Origin of the sequence: Belnapia rosea, assembly GCF_900101615.1 — a bacterium.
Lineage (GTDB): Bacteria > Pseudomonadota > Alphaproteobacteria > Acetobacterales > Acetobacteraceae > Belnapia > Belnapia rosea.
In genome coordinates, this window is the sequence record NZ_FMZX01000001.1 from 727,605 (window position 1) to 750,053 (window position 22,449).

Below are 22,449 nucleotides of genomic sequence, written 5' to 3' on the forward strand. Positions count from 1 at the left end.
AACGAACATATGTTCGTTTAGCAGCGGGGACCATAACCCCGCCGGGGAGGGATCGATCGTGGCCGCATCTGCGCCTCATCGCCTGTATCATGGCTGAGCCCGGCGCGACGATCCTCGCCGCCGATGGGGTGACATTGCGGTTCGGCGGCGTGCGCGCCCTGACCGATGTCTCCTTCGAGGTCAAGGCCGGCGAGGTCTTCTCGATCATCGGGCCGAACGGCGCCGGCAAGACCTCCATGGTCAACTGCATCTCTGGCCGCTACCGCCCGACATCCGGCCGCATCCGCTTCGATGGCGCCGACATCACCCGCATGCCGACGCGCCGGCGCGCCGCCATCGGCATCGGCCGTACCTTCCAGAATCTGGCGCTGTTCGGCCACATGACGGTGCTCGACAACATCATGGTCGGGCGGCACCACCTGATGCGGCACGGCTTCCTCTCCGGCATGGCTTATTGGTTCGGCGGCGCGCAGCGGGAGGAGATCGCGCACCGGCGCGAGGTCGAGGAGATCATCGACTTCCTCGAGATCCAGCATGTGCGGAAGGCGCCGGCCGGCACGCTCTCCTACGGCCTGCGCAAGCGGGTGGAACTGGCACGCGCCATCGCGCTCCGCCCGAAACTCATCCTGCTCGACGAGCCCATGGCCGGGATGAATCTCGAGGAGAAGGAGGACATGGCCCGCTACATCCTCGACCTCAACGAGGAATGGGGCATGACCGTGCTGATGATCGAGCACGACATGGGCGTGGTAATGGATATCTCCCACCGGGTCATGGTGCTCGATTTCGGCAAGAAGATCGCCGAGGGGACGCCCGAGGCCGTGCTCGCCGACCCGCATGTGAGACGCGCCTACCTCGGCGAGGCGGACGAGGTGGTGAGCGAGCCGGAGGAAGCGCTGGCGCCATGACCGATACCCTCCCCAAGCTCCTCTCCCGCAACGCCCGCGAGCATGGCGGCGAGGTGGCGCTGCGGGAGAAGCAGTTCGGCATCTGGCGCGCCTTCACCTGGGCCGAGTACCATGGCCGCACCCGCGCCTTCGCCCTTGGTTTGAAGAGCCTTGGCCTCGGCGCCGGCGATGTCGTGGGCCTCATCGGCGACAACCGGCCCGACTGGGTCATGGGCGAGATCGCAACCCATGCGATCGGCGCCCGCTCGCTCGGCATCTACCGCGACGCGCTGGACGACGAGGTGGCCTATCTCCTCGAGCATAGCGGCGCCAGGGCGGTGATCGCCGAGGATGAGGAGCAGGTGGACAAGCTTCTCGGCATGGGCGACCGTGCGCCGGCGCTGCGCCACATCATCTACTCCGACCCTCGCGGCATGCGGAAGCACGCCGACCCGCGTCTGTTGCCGGCGGCCGAGCTGGTCCGCCTCGGCGAGGCCGCCCATGCCGAGGATGCGGCCGCCTATGAGCGGCTGGTGGAGGCGACGCGCGGCGAGGACATCGCCATCCTCTGCACCACCTCAGGCACCACCGCCCGGCCGAAGCTCGCCATGCTCCGTGGCGGTGCGCTGGTGCGGCATTGCGAGAGCTACCTCAAGGCCGATCCGAAGGGGCCCCAGGACGAATACGTCTCCGTCCTGCCGCTGCCCTGGATCATGGAGCAGATCTATGTTCTCGGCTGGGGCCTCATCGCCCGGATGAAGGTCAACTTCGTCGAGGAGCCCGAGACGATGATGGCCGATTTCCGTGAGATCGGCCCGAGCTTCGTCCTCTTCGCGCCCCGCCTGTGGGAGCAGATCGCCGCCGAGGTACGGGCCAAGGTGATGGACGCCTCGCCGCTCAAGCGGCGCATGTTCGAGCTCGGCATGCAGCGTGGCCTGGCGGCTCTGGAGCGGGGCAAGCGCTCCGCCGCCGCGAACCAGCTGCTTTTTCGTGCGCTGCGGGACCGGCTTGGCTTCACCAACCTGCGCTCCGCCGCGACCGGCGGCGCGGCGCTGGGGCCGGACACCTTCCGCTTCTTCCTCGCCATGGGCGTGCCACTCCGCCAGCTCTATGGCCAGACCGAATTGCTGGGTGCCTATACGCTGCACCGGCCGGAGGATGTGAATTTCGACACGGTCGGCGTCCGCTTCGACGAGACCATCGAGATGCGGATCGACCAGCCGGACCATAACGGCGTCGGCGAGATCGTCACCCGCCACCCCAACATGTTCAGCGGCTATTTCGGCCTCGCCGAGACCGGCGATATCCGTGACGGCTGGATGCATACAGGCGATGCCGGCTACTTCGACAAATCCGGCCATCTGGTCGTGATCGACCGGATCAAGGACATCGCCACCACCAGCCATGGCGACCGCTTCAGCCCGCAATACATCGAGAACAAGCTGAAATTCAGCCCCTATGTCGCAGAGGCCGTCGTGCTCGGCGACGGCAAGCCGCATCTCGCGGCGATGATCTGCATCCGCTTCCCCATCGTCTCCAAATGGGCGGAGCGCAACCGCATCGCCTTCACCACCTATACCGACCTCGCCGCACGGGAGCAGGTGCTCGGCCTGCTGCGCGCCGAGGTCGCCCGGGTGAACATGACCTTGCCGGAGCCGCAGCGCATCCGCGACTTCATCCTGCTCTACAAGGAGCTGGATGCCGATGACGAGGAGCTGACGCGGACACGCAAGGTCCGCCGAGGCGTCATCAACCGCAAATACGGCACCATCATCGACGCCATCTATGCGGGCGAGCCGGCCATTCCGGTGGATACCACCATCGCCTTCCAGGACGGGACCACTCAGCGCATCCGCACCACGCTTCATGTGGTCTCGATGCGCGAGCCGGCCCTGGCCCAGGCCGCGGAGTAGGGCCCATGGACTGGACGCTGCTGCTGCAACTCACCCTGAACGGCCTGATCGTCGGCGCCCTCTACGGCGTCGTCGCGATGAGCTTCGTGCTCATCTACAAGGCCAGCCAGGTCGTGAACTTCGCCCAGGGCGAATTCCTGCTGGTCGGCGCCTGGGTCTGCTGGTGGATGCTGACCGAATGGCAGCTGCCCTTCTGGGCGGGCTTCCTCCTCACCCTGGCCTTCATGACACTGTTCGGCATGATCCTGCAGGTGGTCGTTCTCAGGCCACTGATTGGCGAGCCGGTCATCAGCGTCATCATGGCGACGATCGGCCTCGGCATCTTCTTCCAGGCACTGATGAAGTGGATCTTCGGCGTCTTCGCCAAGCCCTTCCCGCCGATCTTCAGCACCGAGCGCGTCAACCTGCTCGGGCTCGAGGTGCAGACGGTCTACCTCATGTCGCTCGGCATCTCGGTGCTGATCATGGCGGGCTTCGCCTGGTTCTTCACCGCCTCGAAGCACGGCCTCGCCATGCGGGCGACGGCCTTCGACCAGCAGGTGGCGCAATCGCTCGGCATCTCGGTGCCGAAGGTCTTCGCCATGTCCTGGGCGATCTCGGCCGTGGTCTCTGCCGTCGCCGGCGTCGTGGTCGGTGTGGTCAACGGGGTGTCCTCGGCGCTTTCCTTCTACGGCATCAAGGTCTTCCCGGCCGTGATCCTTGGCGGGCTCGACAGCGTCATCGGCGCGGTTCTCGGTGGGCTGATCGTCGGCGTGCTGGAGAACTGGGCGCAGTATCTCGATGCCGAGTGGCTCAACTGGGGCAACATGGTGACCATCGCGCCCTTCTACGCCCTGATCATCATCCTGCTGATCAAGCCCTATGGGTTGTTCGGCACCAAGAATATCGAGCGCGTCTGATGGACCTCGCACCGGCCGGCGACTACCGCAGCAGCTACCGGGAGGACATGACGATCTTCCCGACGCGGAACAGCCGCCTCGCCATGCTGCTCGGCCTGGCCCTGCTCTGCACCGCACCGCTTTTCCTCGGGCGCTACGAACTCGGGCTGCTGATCAATATCGGCACCCTCGGCATCGCTGCGCTCGGGCTGAACATCCTGGTCGGCTTCACCGGCCAGATCAGCATCGGCCATGCCGCCTTCTTCGGCTTCGGCGCCTTCGCCTCCGCCTGGCTGCATGAGCGCTGGCACATCCCGGTCGCGCTCTGCATCCCGCTCGCCGGGGTCATGACGGCGCTGGTCGGCCTGGTCTTCGGCGCGCCCGCCGGGCGGCTCAAGGGGCTCTACCTCGCCATTGCGACGCTCGCCGCCCAGTTCATCCTCGAGGACTTCTTCGCCCGCGCCCAGTGGTTCACCGGCGGCGTCGCCGGCCGCATCACGGAGCCGTTCTCGCTCGGCGGCTGGGTGGCGGACCGGGAGGAAAGCTACCTCTACGTCGTCATTGCCTATGTCGTCGTGATGTATCTCGCGGCGGCCAACCTGATGCGGACGCGCGATGGCCGGGCGCTGATCGCGGTCAGGGACCATTATCTCAGCGCCGAGGTGATGGGCATCAACCTCGCCTATTACCGCACGCTCTCTTTCGGCATCGCCTCGCTCTATGCCGGCATCGGCGGGGCGCTCTACGCGCACTACCTGCTCTTCGTGAGCGTCGAGGCCTTCAACATCCTCTTCTCCATCCAATTCCTCGGCATGGTCATCATCGGCGGCCTTGGCAGCGTCATGGGCAGCCTGATGGGTTCGGCCTTCATGGTGATCCTGCCGGAGGTGGTGCAGGCCGGCGCCGACCTGCTCTCCGGCAGCGCCATCGATCGCGCGCTGAAGCTCGGCGCCTCCATCTCCTTCCTGCGGGAGATGGCGGTCGGTGCCGCCATCATCCTCTTCCTGATCTTCGAGCCTGATGGGCTGGCCAGGCGCTGGCGCCTCATCAAGTCCTACTGGAAGCTCTACCCGTATTCGCACTGAACAAACACAAAGGGGGAAGCAATGACGCCAAGGAAGACCCTGCTCGGGCTGGCTGCCACCGCGGCCATCATCGCTCCGGCGGCGGCGCAGCAGCGCATCCCGGTCGGGCATCTGATGGACAACTCCGGCGCCACCAGCGATGTCGGCGTGCCCTATGGCCAGGGCGTCGCTGATACGCTCGCCTGGGTGAATGCAAGCCGCAACGGCATCGGCGGGCGGCCGCTCAACGTGCTCGGCTTCGACTACGGCTACCAGGCGCCACGCGCGGTCAGCCAGTACCAGGCCTGGAACCGCGATCGCGTGGTGGCCATCCAGGGCTGGGGCACGGCTGATACCGAAGCGCTGGTGCGCTTCGTCACGCGCGACCGCATCCCCTTCGTCTCCGGCTCCTACTCCGCGGCGCTGACCGATGCGGGCGGCAAGTCCGGCCGGCAGGGAGTCGAGCCGGCGCCCTATAATTTCTTTTACGGCCCCTCCTATTCCGACGGGTTGCGCGCCATGCTGCGCTGGGCGGCGGAGGACTGGAAGACACGCGGCGGGCAGGGCAAGCCCAAATACGTCCATATGGGCGGCAACCACCCCTATCCGAACTCGCCGAAGGCCGCCGGCGAGGCGCTTGCCGCCGAGCTCGGCTTCGAGGTGCTGCCCGCCATCGTCTTCGCGCTCACGCCGGGCGACTACACCGCGCAATGCCTGACGCTGAAGAGCCAGGGCGCCAACTACGCCTATCTCGGCAACACCGCGGGCTCCAACATCTCCGTCCTGCGGGCCTGCCAGACGGCGGGCGTCAATGTCCAGTTCCTCGGCAATGTCTGGGGCATGGACGAGAATGCGATGAAGGCGGCCGGCGCCGCGGCCAATGGCGTCGTCTTCCCGGTGCGCACCGCCGTCGTCTGGGGGCAGGACGCGCCCGGCATGGCGACGCTCCGCCAGATCAGCCGCATCTCGGATGCTTCCGGCAATGCCTACCGCCCCGTCCACTACATGGCCGGTGCCTGCGCCGCCATGCTGATGGTGGAAGCGATGGACACCGCCTCGGCCAGTGGCGGCGAGCTGACGGGCGAGCGGATCCGCAACGGCTTCTACGCCCGGCAGGGCTGGGTGCCGAAGGGCTTCGAAGGCGTCTGCAACCCGTCGACCTTCACCGCCGAGGACCACCGCGGCACGTTGCGGGTCGGCCTCTACCGCGCCGTCGTCACCGGCGACACCAGCCAGGGGAGCGTCGCCGAGCTGATGCAGAGCGGAACGATGAAGCTGCAGCCGGTGACGGTGGTGGAGCTGCCGCGCACCCGCGAAACCCTCGGCTGGTAGGCGGCCATGGAGGCGGCACCGCTGCTCCAGGTCAACAATATCGAGGTCGTCTACAACGACGTCATCCTCGTGCTGCGTGGCCTGTCGCTGACGGTGCCGCAGGGCAAGATCGTCGCGCTGCTCGGTGCCAACGGGGCCGGCAAGTCGACAACACTGAAGGCGATCTCCGGCCTTCTCCGCACGGAGGAGGGCGAGGTCACGCGGGGTGAGATCCGCTTCGGCGGCGAGCGGATCGACGGCATCGACCCGCATCTGATCGTCCGCCGCGGCATCTTCCAGGTCATGGAGGGCCGCCGCATCATCGCCGACATGACCTGCCTCGAGAATCTCCGCCTCGGCGCCTTCACCCGTTCCGATGGCGAGGTCAAATCCGATATCGAACGGGTCTATGGTTATTTCCCGCGGCTGCGGGAGCGTACCGGCCTCGCCGGCTACCTGTCCGGCGGCGAGCAGCAGATGCTGGCGATCGGTCGCGCGCTGATGGCGCGGCCGAAGCTCATCCTGATGGATGAGCCCTCGATGGGCCTTTCGCCGCTGCTGGTGAAGGAGGTCTTCGGCATCATCCGGCGCCTGAATGAGGAACTCGGCATCACCATCCTGCTGGTCGAGCAGAATGCGCGCATGGCCCTGTCCGTCGCGAGCTATGCCTATGTGATGGAACAGGGCAAGGTCGTGCTCGATGGCACGGCCGAGGCGCTGGCCAACAATGAGGATGTGAAGGAATTCTACCTCGGCGGCCACGGTGCCGAGCGGAAGAGCTTCAAGAACCTGAAATCCTACAAGCGGCGGAAACGGTGGCTGTGACGGAGCATTTCGACACGCTCGAGACCCGCAGCGCGGATGAGCGGGAAGCGGCGCAGGCAGCGGCCCTGGCGCGGCAGCTGGCCCATGCCCGCGCCACGGCGCCGCATTACGCGACGCTGCCGGACGGCCCCCTGGCCAGGCTTCCGGTGACCCGGAAGTCGGAGCTGCTGGCCCAGCAGGTGGCCAGCCCGCCATTCGGCGGCGTCGTCGCCACGCCCTTCGGGCAGCTGGCGCGCGTCTTCGCCTCGCCGGGGCCGATCTACGAGCCGGAGGCCGCGGTGCCGGATTACTGGCGCTATGCCCGGGCCCTGCATGCGACCGGCCTCCGGGCCGGGGATCTGCTGCACAACTGCTTCGCCTACCACTTCACGCCGGCGGGCAGCATGCTCGAAGGCGGCGCCCGTGCACTCGGATGCCCCGTCTTTCCGGCCGGCACCGGCAATACGGAGTTGCAGGCCCAGGCGGCGGCGCAGCTCCGCCCGCGCTGCTACAGCGGCACGCCGGATTTCCTGAAGACGATCCTGGAGCGCGGCGAGGCCATGGGCCTCGACCTTTCCTCCCTGACGCTCGGGCATGTCACCGGCGGCGCCTACCTGCCGAGCCTGCGTGCCTGGTATGCCGAACGCGGCCTGACCGTGCTGCAGAGCTACGGCACGGCCGATCTCGGCCTCGTTGCCTATGAGAGCGAGGCACGCGAAGGCCTCATCATCGACGAGGGCGTGGTCGTCGAGATCGTCCGGCCCGGCACCGGGGACCCGGTGGCCGATGGCGAGGTCGGGGAGGTCGTCGTCACCACCCTCAACCCGCACCACCCGCTGATCCGCTTCGCCACCGGCGATCTCTCGGCCATCCTTCCCGGAACCTCGCCCTGCGGCCGGACCAACCGGCGCATCCGCGGCTGGATGGGGCGGGCCGACCAGGCCGCCAAGGTGCGTGGCATGTTCGTGCGGCCGGAACAGGTGGCGGCGGCCCTGCGCGCCGTGCCCTCCGCCGCCAAGGCGAGGCTGGTGATCTCCCTTGATGGCGAGCGTGATGTCATGCTGCTGCGCGCGGAAGCACCGACCGGGGCGGCGCAGGCGCTGGCCGAGGCGCTGCAATCCGCGACCAAGCTGCGTGGGGTGGTCGAATGCGTGCCGCCGGGGACCTTGCCGAATGACGGCAAGGTCATCGACGACACCCGTCCGGTGCCCGGCTGATGCTGCCCCACGGCGAGAGCTACGAAGCCATCCGCCAGGGTTTCCGCTGGCAGGTGCCGGAGCGTTTCAACATCGGCGTCGCCTGTTGTGACCGCTGGGCCGATGGCTCGGGCCGCACGGCGCTGATCCATCTCCGCACCGATGGCGGGCTGCAGCGCATCACTTTCGATACGCTCCGCGCCGAGAGCAACCGCCTCGCCAATCTCCTGGCTGCGCGTGGCATCGGCCCCGGCGATCGGGTCGGGGTGCTGCTGCCGCAAGTTCCTGAAGCGGCGCTGGCGCATCTGGCGATCTACAAGCTCGGCGCCATCGCAGTGCCCTTGTTCCAGCTCTTCCAGGAACAGGCGCTGGAGTACCGCCTGCGAGATTGCGGCGCGGCGGCGCTGGTGACGGATGCGGTCGGGCTGGCGAAGCTCGCCGGCCTCGATCTGCCCGCTCTCCGCCTGGTGCTGAGTGCGGACGGGGCAGGGCAGGGGGCGCTCGACCTGCGGGCCGAGATGGCGCGCGCCAGCGATGCCTTCACCCCCTGCGACACGGCGGCCGACGATCCCGCCGTCATCATCTATACCTCCGGCACAACCGGTGCGCCGAAAGGGGCGCTGCACGCGCACCGCGTGCTGCTGGGTCATCTGCCAGGCGTCGAGATGCCGCAGGATCTCTTCCCGCAGCCGGGCGACCTGTTCTGGACACCTGCGGATTGGGCCTGGATCGGCGGCCTCTTCGATGTGCTGCTGCCGAGCCTCTTTCATGGCGTGCCGGTGCTGGCGCATCGCATGGCAAAATTCGACCCGGAATTCGCCCTTCGCCTCATGGCGGAGCATGGCGTGCGCAACGCCTTCCTGCCGCCCACGGCGCTGAAGATGCTCCGCATGGTGCCGGATGCGGCGCGGTTCGGTGCGCGGCCGCGCAGCATCGGCAGCGGCGGTGAAACCCTGGGCACTGAACTGCTCGACTGGGGCCGCGCCGCATTCGGCTGCACCATCAATGAATTCTATGGCCAGACCGAATGCAACCTCGTCATCTCCTCCTGCGCCACCCTCATGCCGCCGCGTCCGGGCTGGATGGGGCGCGCCGTGCCGGGCCATGAGGTTGCCGTGGTCGATGCGGCGGGCCAGGCGCTGCAGCCCGGGCAGCAGGGCACCATCGCGATCCGTCGGCCAGACCCGGTGATGTTCCTCGGCTACTGGAACAAGCCGGAGGCAACGGCCGCCAAATTCGCCGGCGACTGGCTGCTGACCGGCGACCAGGGCGAGCAGGACGATGATGGTTGGTTCCGCTTCGTCGGCCGCGACGACGATGTCATCACCTCGGCCGGCTACCGCATCGGCCCGGGCGAGATCGAGGATTGCCTGGCGGCGCATCCCGCTGTCGCCATGGCCGCCGTCATCGGCCTTCCGGACCCGCTGCGGACGGAGGCTGTCACCGCCGTCATCGTCCCGGCGCCTGGCGTCATCGCCGATGAGGATCTCGCGCGCCGCCTGCAGGATCATGTGAAGCAACGGCTCGCGGCTCATGTCTATCCACGCCGGGTCCATTTCACCGATGCGCTGCCGCTGACCGCCACCGGCAAGGTGATGCGGGGCGTCCTGCGGGGCCGCTTGACCGAGGGAGGGGGCTGATGCCCGCCAATGTCACCATCCCGAGCCTGGACCATGGGCTCGGCGAGGAGATCGACGCGCTGCGCGACAGCGTGCGTGGCTTCGCCGAGAGCCGCATCGCGCCCATCGCCGCCGAGATCGACCGCACCGATGAATTCCCTCGCTACCTCTGGCCCGAGATGGGCGCGCTCGGCCTGCACGGCATCACCGCCAGCGAGGAGCATGGCGGCGCCAATATGGGCTACCTCGCCCATTGCGTGGCGATGGAGGAGGTGAGCCGGGCCAGCGCCTCGGTCGGCCTGTCCTACGGCGCGCATTCCAATCTCTGCGTCAACCAGATCAGCCGTAACGGCAACGAAGACCAGAAGCGCCGCTATCTGCCGAAGCTCATCAGCGGCGAGCATCTGGGCGCACTGGCGATGAGCGAGCCAGGTGCGGGCAGCGACGTGGTCTCCATGCGCCTCCGTGCCGACAGGCGCGGCGACCGCTACGTCTTGAACGGCACCAAGCTCTGGATCACCAATGCGCATTACGCCGAGACGCTGGTGGTCTATGCCAAGACCGATCCGGAGGCCGGGCCGCGCGGCATCACTGCCTTCCTGATCGAGAAGGGCTTCAAGGGCTTCCGTCCGGCGCAGAAGCTCGACAAGCTCGGCATGCGCGGCTCGCCCACATCGGAACTGGTCTTCGAGGATTGCGAGGTGCCGGAGGAGAACATCCTCGGCCGGCTGAACGAGGGCGTGCGGGTCCTGATGTCCGGCCTCGACTACGAACGCGCCGTGCTCGCCGCCGGCCCGCTCGGCATCATGCAGGCGGCGCTCGACGTGGTCGTGCCCTATATCCATGAGCGGAAGCAGTTCGGCCAGCCGATCGGCGAGTTCCAGCTCATCCAGGGCAAGGTCGCCGACATGTACACCGCCCTGAATGCCTGCCGCGCCTATGTCTATGCCGTGGCGCGGTCCTGCGACCGCGGCCAGACCACGCGGAAGGACGCCGCCGGCGCCATCCTCTACGCCGCGGAGGCGGCAACGCGCATCGCCCTCGATGCCATCCAGATCCTGGGCGGCATGGGCTATATCAACGAGACGCCGACGGGGAGGCTGCTGCGCGATGCCAAGCTCTATGAAATCGGCGCCGGCACCAGCGAGATCCGCCGCATGCTGATTGGCCGCGAGCTGTTCCGCGAGACCGCATGAGCATCCTCGCCTCCTCCATCGACACCCGCGGCGCCGAATTCCGCGCCAATGCGGAAGCCATGCGCGGCCTTCTGGCGGATCTCGCCGACCGCACCGCGCAGGCGGCGCAGGGCGGGCCCGAGGCTGCCCGGCAGCGCCATGCCTCCCGCGGCAAGCTTCTGCCGCGCGAGCGCGTGGAGCGGCTGCTCGATCCCGGCGCGCCCTTCCTCGAGCTTTCGCCGCTTGCCGCCCATGGCATGTATGGCGGGGATGTGCCGGCCGGCGGCATCCTCACCGGCATCGGCCGCGTCTCCGGGCAGGAATGCGTCATCGTCGCCAACGACGCCACGGTGAAAGGCGGCAGCTACTACCCGGTCACGGTGAAGAAGCATCTGCGCGCGCAGGAGATCGCGCTGCAGAACCATCTGCCCTGCGTGTATCTGGTCGATAGCGGCGGCGCCAACCTGCCGAACCAGGACGAGATCTTCCCCGACCGCGAGCATTTCGGCCGTATCTTCTACAACCAGGCCAATATGTCGGCCCTCGGCATCCCGCAGATCGCGGTGGTGATGGGCAGTTGCACCGCCGGCGGCGCCTATGTGCCGGCGATGTGCGACGAGGCGGTCATCGTCAAGGAACAGGGCACGATCTTCCTCGGCGGCCCACCGCTGGTGAAGGCGGCGACCGGCGAGGTGGTGACCGCGGAGGATCTCGGCGGTGCCGATGTGCATACCCGCCTCTCCGGCGTCGCCGACCATTTCGCGCTGGACGACATGCATGCGCTGGGCCTGGCGCGCCGCATCCTCGGCCGGCTGAACCGGCGGAGGGAGGCGAGGCTGGATCTCGCCGCGCCGGTGGCGCCGCGCTACGATCCGGCCGAGTTGCACGGCATCATCCCGCAGGATGTGCGCCAGCCCTATGACGTGCGGGAAGTCATCGCCCGCATCGTCGACGGCTCGGAACTCGACGAATTCAAGGCCCGCTACGGCACGACGCTCGTCTGCGGCTTCGCCCGCATCTGGGGGCACCCCGTCGGCATCCTCGCCAACAACGGCATCCTCTTCTCGGAGTCGGCGCAGAAGGGCGCGCATTTCATCGAGCTGTGCTGCCAGCGCGGCATCCCGCTGCTCTTCCTGCAGAACATCGCCGGCTTCATGGTCGGACGGAAATACGAGACCGGCGGCATCGCCAAGGATGGCGCCAAGCTCGTCACCGCCGTCGCCACCGCCGCCGTGCCGAAATTCACCGTCCTCATCGGCGGCAGCTTCGGCGCCGGCAATTACGGCATGTGTGGCCGCGCCTATTCGCCGCGCCTGCTCTTCACCTGGCCGAACAGCCGCATCAGCGTCATGGGCGGGGAGCAGGCCGCGAGCGTCCTCGCCACCCTCCGCCGCGACAATATCGAGGCGAAGGGCGGAAACTGGTCCGCCGAGGAGGAGGACGCCTTCAAGTCGCCCATCCGCGCCCAGTACGAGGCGCAGGGCTCGCCCTATTACGCCACGGCCCGCCTCTGGGACGATGGCATCATCGACCCGGCCCTGACGCGGGACGTGCTCGGCCTCGGCCTCGCCGCCGCCTGCAACGCGCCGATCGGGGAGACACGCTTCGGCGTGTTCCGCATGTGATCCGTACCCTCCTCATCGCCAATCGCGGCGAGATCGCCTGCCGCATCATCCGCACCGCCCGCCGCATGGGCATCCGCAGCATCGCCGTCTTCTCCGAGGCCGATGCCGGGGCCCAGCATGTCCTCCAGGCCGATGAGGCCCACCCGATCGGCGGCGCACGGGCAGCGGACAGCTACCTCCGCACCGATCGCATCCTCGCCGCCGCCAGGGCGGGCGGGGCGGAGGCCATCCATCCCGGCTATGGCTTCCTCTCCGAGAATGCCGAATTCGCCGAGGCCTGCGCCGCGGCGGGCATCCGCTTCGTCGGCCCGCCGCCCTCGGCCATCCGTGCCATGGGCAGCAAGGCCGAGTCGAAGCGGCTGATGGAGGCGGCCGGCGTCCCCATCGTCCCCGGCTACCATGGCGAAGCGCAGGAGGAGGAACGCCTGGCCGCCGAGGCCGCGCGCATCGGCTTCCCCGTGCTGATCAAGGCCAGCGCCGGCGGCGGCGGCAAGGGCATGCGGCCGGTGCTGCGGGCCGGGGATTTCGCCGCGGAACTCGCCGGTGCCCGGCGCGAGGCCAAGGCCGCCTTCGGCGATGATCGCGTGCTGCTCGAGCGCTACCTGCAACGGCCCCGGCATGTCGAGGTGCAGGTCTTCGCCGACAGCCACGGCAACACCATCCATCTCCATACCCGCGACTGCTCGGTCCAGCGCCGTCACCAGAAGGTGCTGGAGGAGGCACCGGCCCCCGACCTGCCGCCCGCGCTCCGCGCCCGGCTCCACGAGGCCGCCATCGCGGCGGCTCGCGCCGTTGGCTATGTCTCGGCCGGCACGGTGGAGTTCATCGTCGAGGGCGACGATGCCTTCTTCATGGAGATGAATACCCGGCTCCAGGTCGAGCATCCGGTGACGGAGATGGTGACTGGCCTCGACCTCGTCGAATGGCAGCTCCGCATCGCCGCCGGCGAGTCGCTGCCGCTCGCGGAGGCGCCCGCACCGCATGGCCATAGCGTGGAGGTGCGCCTCTACGCCGAGGATCCCGCCCAGGACTTCCGCCCCTCGATCGGGCCGCTGCGGCAGTTCCACCTTCCCGCGCCGGCCGCCGATCTGCGGATCGAGAGTGGTGTCGTCGAGGGGGACGCCATCACCCCGCATTACGACCCGATGATCGCCAAGCTGGTCGCCTGGGGGCCGAACCGGCAGGCGGCGCTCGCCCGGCTCTCGGCGGCGCTGGCGGAGTGCCGGGTGGCCGGAATCACCAGCAATCTGGGCTTCCTGACGCGCCTCTCCACTCACCCGGCCATGCAGGCGGCGGAACTCGATACCGGCTTCATCCTGCGCCATGCCGCCGCGCTGCAGCCACCCGCAGGCCCGGCGCCGCGGCTCGCCCTGGCCGCGGCCGCGCTGGATGCGCTGCTCCCCTCCGGGGCCACCCAGCGGAGCCCCTGGGACAGGCAGGATGGCTGGCGGCTGCAAGGCGCCGGCTCGCGCCTGCTGCTCCTGGCGGAGGGGGAGACGAGCCATCGCCTCCGCCTCACCCGGACGGGTGCCGGCTGGCAGGGTGAGTTCAACCTGGCCGGCCACCGCCTTCCGGATGGCGCCCTGCAGGTGGTGGTGGATGGTATTGCCCATCGCATCACCGTCCTCCGCGACGGTGATGCCGTGCAGGTCCTGTTGCCGGAGGGCGAATGGACCCTGCGGCACCTCGACCCCTATGCCCCGGCCGGCGGCGAGACGGCGGGGCAGGGGCGCCTGTCCTCCCCGATCCCCGGCCGTGTCGTCCAGGTGCTGGTCAGCGAGGGGGATGCCGTCACGCGCGGCCAGGTCCTCGCTGTCATCGAGGCGATGAAGACCGAGCTCCGCATCAGCGCCCCGGCGGACGGGATCGTGGCCCATATCGGCTGCGCGCCCGGCGACAGCGTGGAGGAAGGAGCCGAGCTGGTCACCCTGGCCGCCGCCGATTGACCTCGCGCCGGATTGGGGTTCTCGTGACACGGGAACCCTATCCGGATTGGGATGAACGTCCTCAGCGAGACCAGGCTCGGAACACCGGCCGGCACGACGCCGCGACCCACCCGGCGGCGCAGGCTGTTCCGCTGGCTGCGCTGGCCGCTGCTCCTCCTGATACTGCTCGGCCTTGGGCTCGCGGCCAATTGGTGGCTGATGGTAGGCCGCTGGCTGGAATCGACCGACAACGCCTATCTCCAGGGTGACATCGCGGTCCTGGCGGCGCGGATCGAGGGGCATGTCGCCGCCATCCGCGTAGTGGACCATCAGCGCGTCGCCGCCGGTGACCCGCTCATCGAGCTCGATGGGGCGCTCTGGCGCGCCCGGCTGGCGGAGGCGGAGGCCTCGCTTGCCGAGGCCACGGCCGCCATGGCGACCAACCGCCAGCAACTGGCCCAGCAGCGCGCCCAGATCGAAAGCGCCGAGGCCCAGCTGGAACAGGCCCGCGCCGAGCAGGTTCGCGCCCTGGCCGATGCCCGCCGCACCGGCGAGCTGGTCGGCGCGGGCTGGACCAGCCGGCAGGCCAATGAGCGTGCCGTGGCCGATCAGCGCAAGGCCGACTCCGCCGTGGCGGCCGCCCTGGCCCAGCTGAGCGTCGCCCGGCAACAGCTCGACGTGCTCGAGGCGATGCAGGCCCAGCAGGAGGCCCGGCGGGACGGCATGGCAGCCGCCGCCGAGCGGGCCCGCATCGATCTGGCCAACACCATCATCCGTGCGCCCTTCGACGGCATCGTCGGCAATCGTGCGGCGCAGCTCGGGCATTTCGTCCGCACCGGGCAGCAGCTCATCGCCGTGGCCCCGCCGCCGGAGCGGCAATGGGTAACGGCCAATTTCAAGGAAACCCAACTGCCGCGCTTCCGCCCGGGCCAGCCGGTCCGGCTGCGGGTGGATGCCATGCCGGGCCTCGAGCTGCATGGCCGGGTCGACAGCCTCGCCCCCGCCACGGGCGCCCTGTTCAGCCTGCTGCCGCCGGAGAATGCCACCGGCAACTTCACCAAGATCGTCCAGCGCGTCCCCGTGCGGCTGGTGCTCGATGGCGAGGAGGCGGCGAAGCTCGACCTGCTCCGCCCCGGCCTGTCGGTGGCCGCGGAGGTGGATACGCGGGAGGACCCGACCGCCCCGCGCGGCCTATGGTCCGCGGCTGCGGCGCGCTGGGGGGCGTGGCGCGGCACGCCATGACCGGCCCGAGCCTCCGCCACCGCATCGGCTTCGCGGCCACCGTGGTCGGGCTCTTCATGGCGATCCTCGACATCCAGATCGTCTCCGCCTCGCTGGCCGAGGTGCAGGCCGGGCTCTCGGCCGCGCCGGACGAGGCAAGCTGGATCCAGACGAGCTACCTGATCGCGGAGATCGTCATGATCCCGCTTTCGGGCTTTCTCTCGCGGGCCATCTCCAGCCGGCTGCTCTTCACCCTGTCCTGCGCCGGCTTCACCATCTTCTCCGCCGCCTGCGCCCTGGCCGACAGCCTGCCCGCCATGGTCATCGCCCGCGCGCTGCAGGGCTTCACCGGCGGGGCGATGATCCCGGTCTGCTTCTCGACGAGCTTCCTGCTCTACCCCGGTGCCAACCGGGTGAAGATCAGCGTGCTCATCAGCCTCACGGCGACGCTCGCCCCGACCATCGGGCCGAGCCTCGGCGGCTGGCTGACCCAGGCGCTGTCCTGGCACTGGCTGTTCCTGATCAACCTGCCGATCGGCGCCGTGGTCGGCATCACCGTCTGGCTCACCCTCGACATCGACCGGCCGGAGCCCGGCCTGCTCGCCCGCTTCGACTGGTGGGGGCTTCTCTTCATGGCCGGCTTCCTCGGCTCGGCCGAATACGTCATGGAGGAGGGGCCGCGCTGGGGCTGGTTCGACGACCGGGAGATCACCGAGCTCGCCATGCTCTGCGCGCTCTGCGGTGCCTTGTTCCTCTGGCGCGCCTTCACGCGGCCCGAGCCGATCATCGAGCTGCGTGCCTTCCGCAACCGGAATTTCCTGATGGGCTGCGTGCTCAGCTGCATCGTCGGCGTCGGGCTCTTCGGCCTGGTCTATGTGCTGCCGCTCTTCTTCGCCCGCGTCCGGGGCTACGATTCGATGCAGATCGGCGAGACGCTCTTCATCACCGGCCTCTGCATGTTCCTGTCGGCACCGATCGCCGGGCGGCTGGCCCGGCTGATGGACATGCGGCTGCTGCTGGTGCTCGGCATGCTCCTGTTCATGGTGTCATGCCTCTGGATCGCGCAGCTCACCGCGCTCAGTGGCTTCTGGGAGATGGCCGTGCCGCTTGGCCTGCGCGGCACGGCGCTGATCTTCATGTTCATGCCGATCAACCAGATCGCCTTCGGCACCCTGCCACCCGCCGAGATCAAGAATGCCGCGGCGCTCTACAACCTGATGCGCAACCTCGGCGGCGCGGTCGGGCTCGCGGCGATCAACAGCATCGTCACCTGGCGCGGCGCGGCGCATCGCCAGCATCTGGCGGAAGGGGTCGGCTGGGCGCGGCCGAACGTGCAGCCCTGGCTCGACAACCTGGCCAGCCGCATCGCCCTGGTCCAGCCGGACCTGCCCGCTGACCTGGTCGCACTGCGGCGCCTGCAGGGGTTGGTGCAGCGGGAGGCATTGATCCTCGCCTATAACGACGTGCTGGTGCTGATGGCGATGCTCTTCCTCATCGCCATCCCCTGCGTCGCCATCGTTTCGCGACCCCGATCGGGGCCCGGCGGAGGCCACTGAGCGGCCCCGCCATCCTCAGCGCATGCGCAGCGGATTCCGCAGCAGCAGCCCGGCGGCCCGCAGGGCAACGCCGACATGCAGCGCCTCCGGCATCGCCGTATAGGCGGCGGCCGGCGGCAGGTAGCGGAGCAGCAGGCCAAGGGCCTGGCTGCGGCAGCCGCGCTGCGCCAGGGCGAGGGCGAGCAGCAGTTCGGCCTCGCTCGGCGTGGCTCGGGGGCAGAGCGGGCAGGCGATGCCCGGCATGCCATTGGCGCTCACCGCTCGCATCAGCGCGTCCAGCGGGCGCAGCGCCGCCTGGGCATCCTCGACAATGAAGGGCAGCCGCATGGCGGCGAGGGTTGGTGCCCCGGTGCGGGCGGCCAGTGCCCAGCGTCGCATCCCCTCCAGCAACAGCGCCTCGGCGGGCGGCAGTGCCTCGGTCTCGGTATCGGCCCAGGGCCAGGCGGGAAGGCCATGTGTCGCCATGTCGGTCTCTCCGGCGGATGCGCGGAGGCTATCGCAACTGAGAACCATTCGCAAATAGGCGATTGGCGATCACCTCATCGTGCAGCCCTGGCGCACCCGGCCACGATGCCGGACGGGCAGGACCTCCAACTCGGACTCCTCGACTTCCAGCTGCTCGGCTGCAGCGCGCCACACCACGTCCCATTGGCCAGGGCGCCCACCGCGGCAGCGCAGCAGTTCCAGCCGCCAGCGCGGATCGCCGAGTCCTGCGGTGCCGCCGCCGACCCGCCAGCGGGTGACGGCGCCCGACTCGCTGCCAGCGTCATCGGCGCGCAGCAGCAACCCCAGGGCGCTGCCCGCACCCGCCGCCTGTTGCAGGCGCCGCAGGGCCGCCGGGCCAGGATCATCCGCGATCTGCAGCACGGCGCCCGCGACTCCGCCGCCGAGGCCCTCCTCCATGGCCCAGAGCGCATCCGCCAGCCGTTCCGCACGCACCAGGACAAGCTCGCGCGGCATCAGCCCGAAGCGCGCGAGGCCCATGGGTGCCGCCCCATCGGTGACCCAGAGCACGCTGCCTCCCACGGGCCCGGCAGCGCGGGCCAGCAGCAGGGCCGCAAACTCGGCCGACGGCGCGGACTCGGCCCCCAGAACGTCATGCAGCGCCGCGCGCGGCAGGCCCCCACCGGGCAGTGCCGCATCGATCTCCGGGCACAGGGACAGATCGCCCTGGGGTGCTCCGCCCTGCCGCGCATGCCGGGCCTGCAGGGCTGCCCGCAGGGCAAGCCGGTCCATGGGGGCCTGGGCGTCGTCGGGAGGATGGGTCATGCTGGGTTCGTCTTATGTTCTGACTCCCGGCGCCTCGCGGTCAAGGCCCAGCAGACGGTGCGAGATCGCAATATCGCCAGCCCCCTTGAATCCGTCCCGCCGCCGGGCGCAGATCAGCCAAATGCCAGGAGACGGATTTATCATGAGCGTTCCGCCGCCCGCTCGAATCGTAGAAGGCCTCGCCGGTGCCATCGGCAACACGCCCCTCATCCGCCTCCGCCGTGCCAGCGCGGCAACCGGCTGCGAGATCCTCGGCAAGGCCGAATTCATGCAGCCCGGCGGCAGCGTGAAGGACCGCGCCGGCCTCGGCATCATCGAGGATGCGGAGAGGCGCGGGCAGCTGATCCCCGGACAGCCGGGCATCGTCGTGGAAGGGACGGCGGGCAATACCGGCATCGGCCTTACGCTCGTCGCCAATGCCCGCGGCTACCGCTCGATCATCGTCGTGCCGGAGACGCAGTCGAAGGAGAAGCTCGACTTCCTCCGCATGATCGGCGCCGATCTTCGCCTGATCCCGCCGAAGCCCTATCGCGACCCCGGCCACTACGTGCACACCTCCCGCCGCATCGCCGAGGAGCTGGCAGCACAGGGTGAGCGCGTGGTCTGGGCGAACCAGTTCGGCAACCTCGCCAATGCCGCGGCGCATGAGGAAACCACTGGCCCCGAGATCTGGGCGCAGACCGGGGGCCGCATCGACGCCTTCACCTGCGCCTGCGGCACCGGGGGCACGCTGGCCGGCGTCGCCCGCGCACTGAAGGCCAGTAAGCCCGATCTGCGCATCATCCTCGCCGACCCGATGGGCAGCGGCCTCTACAGCTGGATCAAGACCGGCGAGGTGAAGGCCGAGGGCAATTCCGTGACCGAAGGCATCGGCCAGGCCTCCACCGTGCCGGGCAATCTCGAGCAGGGCCGCGCCCTCATCGACGATGCCGTGCAGGTCGCCGATCCGGTCGCGCTGGAGCAGGTCTATGACCTGCAACTGCATGAGGGTCTTTCCGTTGGCGGGTCTGCCGGCGTCAATGTCGCGGCGGCGATCGCCGTGGCGCGGCAGATGGGGCCGGGTCACACCATCGTCACTATCCTTTGTGACGGGGGAGCGCGGTATCAAAGCAAGATCTTCAACCCGGCGTTTCTCCGCGAGCGCGGACTGCCGGTGCCAACCTGGCTCGAATAGGGACGGTCCATGGAAATCCTCGAACTTGCTCGCACCATCCGCGCCCGCGATCCGGCGCGGCCGACCTGGATCGAGGCCGTCACCTGCTATGCCGGCCTGCATGCGGTGCTGATGCACCGCCTCGCGCATGGCTTCTACCGGATGGGCCTGCGCGCCCTGGCGCGTGCCATCTCGCACACCAGCCGCTTCATCACCGGCATCGAGATCCATCCCGGCGCCACCATCGGCCGGCGGCTCTTCATCGACCATGGCATGGGCGTCGTCATCGGCGAGACGGCGGAGATCGGCGATGATGTGCTGGTCTATCACGGCGTGACGCTCGGCGGCCTGTCCGGCCAGCCCGGCAAGCGCCACCCGACGATCGGCAATGGCGTTGCGATCGGCGCCGGTGCCCAGGTGCTCGGCCCCATCCGCATCGGCGACAATGCGCGTATCGGCGCCAATGCCGTGGTGGTCGCCGAAGTGCCGGCTGGTGAGACGGTGGTCGGCATCCCCGCTCGCCCGCCGCAGGAATTCCGGGTGCTGACCCCCCGCCGTGCGCCGAGCCCTGGCTACGGCCTGGCGGAAGCACCCTGTGACCCGGTGGGCGAGGAACTGGCCGAACTGCGCGCCGAGGTTGCAATGCTGCGCAATGAGATGGCCATGCTGCGCGGCCGGCAGCAGGCCGAGCCGCTGCCTGCTGCGGAGTAACGACTGGAAGCGGCACGGCCGCGTCCCATCTCAGTCGTCGCAACAAGCACAGGAGAGAGCCATGGCCAGCATCCATCGCAGCGCCAACGCGCATTGGCAGGGCGGCGGGAAGGACGGTACCGGTAGCCTCACGACCCAGTCCGGCGTGCTGAAGGACAGCCAGTACGGCTTCAAGACCCGCTTCGAGAATGGCCCCGGCACCAACCCGGAGGAGCTGATCGCCGCCGCGCATGCGGGCTGCTTCACCATGGCGCTCGCCTTCCAGCTCTCCGGCGCGGGCCATGTCCCGGAGGCGCTCGACACCGCCGCCAAGGTCTCCCTGGAGCAGGAGGGCGCGGGCTGGAAGATCGCCGCCGTCGCGCTCACCCTGAAGGCCAAGGTGCCTGGCCTGTCACAGGAGGAGTTCAGCAAGCTTGCCGACGCAGCCAAGGCCGGCTGCCCGGTCTCGAAGGTGCTGAACGCCACCATCACGCTGGATGCGACGCTGGAGTCCTAGCCGCCAGCGGCTACACTCCCCGGCAAAGACGGGGAGAACGTCATGAGCGAGACAGGCGCGCGCGCCAGGCGCAACACCATCGGCGATGCGCTCGCGCGCGCTGCGGGCCGTTTCCGCAATCGGCCCGCACTCCGCTATGCCGGGCGGAGTTGGAGCTATGCGGGTCTATACCAGGCGGCGGGCCGCGTTGGGCGCCGCCTGCTTGCCGCGGGCCTTGCGCCTGGCGACCGCGTCGTCGCCTATGGGCGCAACTCCGATGCCTACCTCCTGCTCTGGCTCGGCTGCGCGCGCGCCGGCCTCGTCCATGTGCCGATCAATTTCGCGCTGACTCCGAAAGAGGTGGAATACGTCCTCCGCCAGTCGGGTGCCGCGCTGCTGCTGCATCAGCCGGCGCTCGCCGAGGTGGCGGAGGCTGCCCGCGCCGCCGTACCCGGCGTGCAGGGCGGCACCATCGATGCCGGGACAGGGGCCGGGGCAGGGGAGATCGACATACTCGCCGCCGCGCTCGACCCGGCCTGGGATTCGGCGGAGCCGCTGGGCGAGGCGGTGCGCGACGAGGACCTCGTCCAGATCATGTACACCTCCGGCACCACCGGCGCGCCGAAGGGCGCCATGATGTCGCATCGCGGCCTTCTCGCCGAATACGCGACCTGCATCATCGAGCTGGAGATGGCGCGGGAGGACCGCGCGCTTGCCGCCCTGCCGCTCTATCACACGGCGCAGATGCACGCCTTCACCATGCCGCAGATGCTGGCCGGCATCCCGACCCTGCTGATCGACGCGCCCGTCGCCGCCACCTGCCTCGAACTCATCGAGCGCGAGCGCATCACCGCCTTCTTCGCGCCGCCGACCGTCTGGATCACCCTGCTGCAGCATCCCGATTTCGGCCGGCGCGACCTTGCCTGCCTGCAGAAGGTCTATTACGGCGCGAGCATCATGCCCGTGCCCGTGCTGCAGGAGCTGCGTGCCCGGCTGCCCGGCGCCCGGCCCTACAATTGCTATGGCCAGACCGAGATCGCACCCCTCGCTACCGTCCTGCGGCCGGAGGAGCATGAGGCCCGGCCCGGCTCGATCGGCCGCCCTGTCCTGAATGTCGAGACCCGGGTGGTCGACCCCGACATGCGCGACGTAGCCCCCGGCGAGCGCGGGGAGGTCGTCCACCGCTCGCCCCAATTGCTGCTCGGGTACTGGAACATGCCGGAAGAAACGGCCCGCGCCTTCGAGGGCGGCTGGTTCCACAGTGGCGACGTGGCGACGATCGATGAGGAGGGCTACCTCGCCATCGTCGATCGCACCAAGGACCTGATCAACACTGGCGGCGTGCTGGTCGCCAGCCGCGAGGTGGAGGAAGCGCTCTTCACCCATCCCGCCGTCGCCGAGGTTGCCGTCATCGCAGTGCCGGATCCGAAATGGATCGAAGCGGTTGCCGCCGTCGTCGTCCTCCGCGCCGATCCGCCGCCCGATGTGGAGGCCGTGCTGCTCGCCCATGCCCGCAGCCTGCTGGCGCCCTACAAGCTGCCGAAGCGCATCATCATCGCCGACTCGCTGCCGAAGAACACCGCCGGCAAGCTGCTGAAGCGGGAACTGCGGCAGCTCTATGCCGGTACGGCGAGTGGCGCGCTCGGCGCAGGGTGACGGCGGCGCGG

At 69.1% G+C, this 22,449-nt stretch carries 19 protein-coding genes; 17 read left to right on the forward strand and 2 right to left on the reverse strand.

Going from position 1 to position 22,449, the window contains the following annotated elements; translation table 11 throughout:
• The first annotated feature begins 89 nt into the window (after positions 1–89).
• From BLR02_RS03485 to BLR02_RS03545, 13 genes are read left to right on the forward strand one after another with little or no spacing between them, the layout of a single operon-like run.
• The gene (locus tag BLR02_RS03485) at positions 90–908 is read left to right on the forward strand and encodes an ABC transporter ATP-binding protein (protein ID WP_090566878.1); all 819 of its coding nucleotides are present in this window, start codon (positions 90–92) and stop codon (positions 906–908) included.
• Positions 905–2,800, forward strand: a complete 1,896-nt coding sequence (locus tag BLR02_RS03490; protein WP_090660481.1) for an AMP-binding protein — start codon at positions 905–907, stop codon at positions 2,798–2,800. Before BLR02_RS03485 ends, BLR02_RS03490 begins: the two co-directional genes overlap by 4 nt.
• A 5-nt stretch (positions 2,801–2,805) precedes the next feature.
• The gene (locus BLR02_RS03495; RefSeq protein ID WP_090660484.1) at positions 2,806–3,699 is read left to right on the forward strand and encodes a branched-chain amino acid ABC transporter permease; all 894 of its coding nucleotides are present in this window, start codon (positions 2,806–2,808) and stop codon (positions 3,697–3,699) included.
• Positions 3,699–4,763 (forward strand): branched-chain amino acid ABC transporter permease, encoded by a 1,065-nt coding sequence (locus BLR02_RS03500; protein ID WP_090566869.1) that lies wholly within the window; start codon positions 3,699–3,701, stop codon positions 4,761–4,763. The genes BLR02_RS03495 and BLR02_RS03500 overlap by 1 nt, the downstream gene beginning before the upstream one ends.
• Before the next feature lie 21 nt (positions 4,764–4,784).
• Positions 4,785–6,074 carry an ABC transporter substrate-binding protein gene (locus tag BLR02_RS03505; protein ID WP_090660487.1) on the forward strand — a complete coding sequence of 430 codons (1,290 nt, stop codon included), beginning with the start codon at positions 4,785–4,787 and terminating at the stop codon, positions 6,072–6,074.
• A 6-nt stretch (positions 6,075–6,080) separates the two neighbouring features.
• A complete protein-coding gene (locus BLR02_RS03510; protein ID WP_090566863.1) occupies positions 6,081–6,878 on the forward strand; it encodes an ABC transporter ATP-binding protein in 798 nt (265 codons plus the stop codon).
• The gene (locus BLR02_RS03515; RefSeq protein WP_456303792.1) at positions 6,869–8,074 is read left to right on the forward strand and encodes a phenylacetate--CoA ligase family protein; all 1,206 of its coding nucleotides are present in this window, start codon (positions 6,869–6,871) and stop codon (positions 8,072–8,074) included. The genes BLR02_RS03510 and BLR02_RS03515 overlap by 10 nt, the downstream gene beginning before the upstream one ends.
• Positions 8,074–9,693, forward strand: coding sequence for an acyl-CoA synthetase (locus tag BLR02_RS03520; protein WP_090660492.1), 1,620 nt, complete (start codon positions 8,074–8,076; stop codon positions 9,691–9,693). Before BLR02_RS03515 ends, BLR02_RS03520 begins: the two co-directional genes overlap by 1 nt.
• Positions 9,693–10,868: an isovaleryl-CoA dehydrogenase gene (locus tag BLR02_RS03525; RefSeq protein ID WP_090660496.1), complete on the forward strand. Its 1,176-nt coding sequence runs from the start codon at positions 9,693–9,695 to the stop codon at positions 10,866–10,868. The genes BLR02_RS03520 and BLR02_RS03525 overlap by 1 nt, the downstream gene beginning before the upstream one ends.
• Entirely contained in the window at positions 10,865–12,472 is a 1,608-nt protein-coding gene (locus tag BLR02_RS03530; RefSeq protein WP_090660499.1) for a carboxyl transferase domain-containing protein, read from the forward strand. The genes BLR02_RS03525 and BLR02_RS03530 overlap by 4 nt, the downstream gene beginning before the upstream one ends.
• Positions 12,469–14,418, forward strand: a complete 1,950-nt coding sequence (locus tag BLR02_RS03535) for an acetyl/propionyl/methylcrotonyl-CoA carboxylase subunit alpha (RefSeq protein ID WP_090660502.1) — start codon at positions 12,469–12,471, stop codon at positions 14,416–14,418. Before BLR02_RS03530 ends, BLR02_RS03535 begins: the two co-directional genes overlap by 4 nt.
• A gap of 51 nt (positions 14,419–14,469) precedes the next feature.
• Entirely contained in the window at positions 14,470–15,639 is a 1,170-nt protein-coding gene (locus BLR02_RS03540; protein WP_090566842.1) for an HlyD family secretion protein, read from the forward strand.
• Positions 15,636–17,174: a DHA2 family efflux MFS transporter permease subunit gene (locus BLR02_RS03545; protein WP_090567077.1), complete on the forward strand. Its 1,539-nt coding sequence runs from the start codon at positions 15,636–15,638 to the stop codon at positions 17,172–17,174. The genes BLR02_RS03540 and BLR02_RS03545 overlap by 4 nt, the downstream gene beginning before the upstream one ends.
• A gap of 15 nt (positions 17,175–17,189) precedes the next feature.
• On the opposite strand, the gene BLR02_RS03550 is transcribed toward BLR02_RS03545, so the two are convergent.
• A complete protein-coding gene (locus BLR02_RS03550; RefSeq protein WP_090660505.1) occupies positions 17,190–17,639 on the reverse strand; it encodes a hypothetical protein in 450 nt (149 codons plus the stop codon).
• 69 nt (positions 17,640–17,708) lie between these two features.
• Positions 17,709–18,443 (reverse strand): ImuA family protein, encoded by a 735-nt coding sequence (locus tag BLR02_RS29275; RefSeq protein ID WP_176849357.1) that lies wholly within the window; start codon positions 18,441–18,443, stop codon positions 17,709–17,711.
• Between the two features lie 142 nt (positions 18,444–18,585).
• On the opposite strand from BLR02_RS29275, the gene BLR02_RS03560 reads away from it, so the two are divergent.
• The 4 genes from BLR02_RS03560 (at position 18,586) to BLR02_RS03575 (ending at position 22,438) form a co-directional block, all read left to right on the forward strand.
• Positions 18,586–19,617, forward strand: a complete 1,032-nt coding sequence (locus BLR02_RS03560) for a cysteine synthase A (protein ID WP_090566833.1) — start codon at positions 18,586–18,588, stop codon at positions 19,615–19,617.
• Positions 19,618–19,626: 9 nt separating this feature from the next.
• Positions 19,627–20,307 carry a serine O-acetyltransferase gene (gene cysE, locus BLR02_RS03565; protein ID WP_090566830.1) on the forward strand — a complete coding sequence of 227 codons (681 nt, stop codon included), beginning with the start codon at positions 19,627–19,629 and terminating at the stop codon, positions 20,305–20,307.
• Between the two features lie 61 nt (positions 20,308–20,368).
• Entirely contained in the window at positions 20,369–20,803 is a 435-nt protein-coding gene (locus BLR02_RS03570; protein ID WP_090660509.1) for an OsmC family protein, read from the forward strand.
• Positions 20,804–20,845: 42 nt separating this feature from the next.
• On the forward strand, positions 20,846–22,438 hold the full coding sequence (locus BLR02_RS03575) for a fatty acyl-CoA synthetase (RefSeq protein ID WP_090660514.1): 1,593 nt from the start codon (positions 20,846–20,848) through the stop codon (positions 22,436–22,438).
• Positions 22,439–22,449 lie beyond the last annotated feature (11 nt).

Coding starts and splice junctions, on each gene's coding strand:
- BLR02_RS03485 (WP_090566878.1), top strand. CDS start 90: ATGGCTGAGCCCGGCGCGACGATCCTCGCCGCCGATGGGGTGACATTG.
- BLR02_RS03490 (WP_090660481.1), top strand. CDS start 905: ATGACCGATACCCTCCCCAAGCTCCTCTCCCGCAACGCCCGCGAGCAT.
- BLR02_RS03495 (WP_090660484.1), top strand. CDS start 2,806: ATGGACTGGACGCTGCTGCTGCAACTCACCCTGAACGGCCTGATCGTC.
- BLR02_RS03500 (WP_090566869.1), top strand. CDS start 3,699: ATGGACCTCGCACCGGCCGGCGACTACCGCAGCAGCTACCGGGAGGAC.
- BLR02_RS03505 (WP_090660487.1), top strand. CDS start 4,785: ATGACGCCAAGGAAGACCCTGCTCGGGCTGGCTGCCACCGCGGCCATC.
- BLR02_RS03510 (WP_090566863.1), top strand. CDS start 6,081: ATGGAGGCGGCACCGCTGCTCCAGGTCAACAATATCGAGGTCGTCTAC.
- BLR02_RS03520 (WP_090660492.1), top strand. CDS start 8,074: ATGCTGCCCCACGGCGAGAGCTACGAAGCCATCCGCCAGGGTTTCCGC.
- BLR02_RS03525 (WP_090660496.1), top strand. CDS start 9,693: ATGCCCGCCAATGTCACCATCCCGAGCCTGGACCATGGGCTCGGCGAG.
- BLR02_RS03530 (WP_090660499.1), top strand. CDS start 10,865: ATGAGCATCCTCGCCTCCTCCATCGACACCCGCGGCGCCGAATTCCGC.
- BLR02_RS03540 (WP_090566842.1), top strand. CDS start 14,470: ATGAACGTCCTCAGCGAGACCAGGCTCGGAACACCGGCCGGCACGACG.
- BLR02_RS03545 (WP_090567077.1), top strand. CDS start 15,636: ATGACCGGCCCGAGCCTCCGCCACCGCATCGGCTTCGCGGCCACCGTG.
- BLR02_RS03550 (WP_090660505.1), bottom strand. CDS start 17,639: ATGGCGACACATGGCCTTCCCGCCTGGCCCTGGGCCGATACCGAGACC.
- BLR02_RS29275 (WP_176849357.1), bottom strand. CDS start 18,443: ATGACCCATCCTCCCGACGACGCCCAGGCCCCCATGGACCGGCTTGCC.
- BLR02_RS03560 (WP_090566833.1), top strand. CDS start 18,586: ATGAGCGTTCCGCCGCCCGCTCGAATCGTAGAAGGCCTCGCCGGTGCC.
- cysE (WP_090566830.1), top strand. CDS start 19,627: ATGGAAATCCTCGAACTTGCTCGCACCATCCGCGCCCGCGATCCGGCG.
- BLR02_RS03570 (WP_090660509.1), top strand. CDS start 20,369: ATGGCCAGCATCCATCGCAGCGCCAACGCGCATTGGCAGGGCGGCGGG.
- BLR02_RS03575 (WP_090660514.1), top strand. CDS start 20,846: ATGAGCGAGACAGGCGCGCGCGCCAGGCGCAACACCATCGGCGATGCG.